This window comes from Vibrio hepatarius (genome assembly GCF_043642085.1).
GTDB lineage: Bacteria > Pseudomonadota > Gammaproteobacteria > Enterobacterales > Vibrionaceae > Vibrio > Vibrio hepatarius_C.
In genome coordinates this window covers 1,726-3,505 of sequence record NZ_JBHZSA010000032.1, presented here as the reverse complement: position 1 = coordinate 3,505, position 1,780 = coordinate 1,726, and the positions used below count along the sequence as shown (strand labels likewise).

Below are 1,780 nucleotides of genomic sequence, written 5' to 3'. Positions count from 1 at the left end.
AGGGACGAATTGCCAAAGGGACAAAGAACTAGAGCCTAAGACCTTTAAGCCTTTGAAATACAAGTAAACATAACGCCAAATTAAGGTGTGAACAACGCTACCACCTTACCTAAAACATTTTGCCATAAACACTAAACTGGCTTGAAGTGAAAGCGCCGAGCGTTGTGAATCACTCTTAAATTTATTGTTATGTTTTACCACAAATGACTGATTTACTTGAGAAAGAACTGCTATTTCTGACCAGTTTTCTGAACCAAGCCACAAGGCCAGAACCAACTTGGCCGCCAAAAGCGACCAACCTAAAACAAGTAAGTCCACTTCCCTGCCCAATGAGGCAACCCGACCAAGGTAGAACAAGCGCCCTTTCTTTCCAACCAAAACGCAGAACAATTTTGAGTTGCCGAGGCAACTGCCAAGCCGAAATGCTAATTGGCTAATAACCCTACAGTTACACAAACAACCGACCACCACGACCTGACAATGAAGCAACCCACGAACATAGGCATGTTTTACGGGCTGAGAGATTCAAGAATTTAGGCCGACAATGCGGATTTGCCGAGTCTACTAGGGACGAATTGCCAAAGGGACAAAGAACTAAAGCCCAAGACATTTAAGCCTTTGAATTACAAGTAAACATAACGCCAAATTAAGTAGTGAGTAACGCTACCACCCACCTAAACCATTGTGCCGTAATCACTTAAGCCGATTCAAACTAAAAGTGCCAAGCGTTACGAATCTGCTTAAATTTTTTGTTAGCACATAGGGTTACGCATTAACTAGCCCCAACCGTGAGGCATACCTTCATTGCTATCATGCTCCGCATTACAGACCTTACACCTGAAATAGCTAACCTGCGATTCTGATTTACTTGAGCCCAGTAGAACACCAAAAACGATATTGAGAATACGAGACTTGGTACTATTCTTCACTCGCTGCTGTGCTTCGACTTCAGATGCACTTAGTCGTCTATGAGCCGTCTTCTGGTTGCAGTTTCCACAATGTAGAAGCGTTTCATCCTTAGACATTTACCTCTTCCTTTATCACGAACTATGAACCTGTGTGCTAACGCCCAATTAAGTAGTGAGCAACGCTACCACTTACCTAGACCATTGTGCCGTAATCACTGAAGCAGATTCAAACCAAGAATGCCAAACGTTGCGAATCTGCTTAAATTGTTTGTTAGCTGTAGTTTCCACAAGATTTGCCGCGAATTAAGTCCTTGGCATCAACCTCTTCAGGGCATTTCAATAATCCTTCTTTAGTTCCCTCGTAGTAACACTCGCCATTAAGTGAACAGTAACATAACCCCATATGTACATTGACAATATCAGTATTTGAGCCTTTAAAAGAAAAGCTATACAAGTTCCAATCGTTCTCTTTTTCTATTGCATAAGGACATGAAACAGGATCAACTTCATGACTGATCGCACGCATCCCTAAGGTCTTTTCAAGGTCATATATAATGCTATCAAAAGCCTCATCTGAACCCATTACATACTTATTGTCACCAACTTCCACAACAGATTGTTGAACCAAAGCAGGACCAAGACCTGAATTTTCCATTCTCCAAGAAAGTGTCAAGGTTTGCTCTCCTTCATCTTCGGTTAATAAGTCATACCGAGAGTCAATCGAGATAAATGGCATCAAGCTTAAGTCATGCTGGTAACTTGCTTGTTGACTAGTAAATAAAACACTACCGATAGAAACTATTATTGCTATTAAAGCAATTATATCCGTCATTGATAATTTGCTTTGATATTTAGTCTTCTCTTGGGTTTCT

The 1,780-nt window shown here is 41.1% G+C and carries 3 protein-coding genes; all 3 read right to left on the bottom strand.

Features of this window, described 5'->3' with window-relative positions; genetic code table 11:
* Nucleotides 1-105: 105 nt before the first annotated feature.
* The gene (locus ACHUFZ_RS21060) at nt 106-318 is read right to left on the bottom strand and encodes a hypothetical protein (RefSeq protein ID WP_394128693.1); all 213 of its coding nucleotides are present in this window, start codon (nt 316-318) and stop codon (nt 106-108) included.
* 458 nt (nt 319-776) lie between these two features.
* Entirely contained in the window at nt 777-1,025 is a 249-nt protein-coding gene (locus tag ACHUFZ_RS21055; protein ID WP_039977686.1) for a hypothetical protein, read from the bottom strand.
* 154 nt (nt 1,026-1,179) lie between these two features.
* Nucleotides 1,180-1,780, bottom strand: a 601-nt coding sequence (locus ACHUFZ_RS21050; protein WP_394128692.1) for a hypothetical protein, incomplete at its 5' end; no start/stop codon positions are given.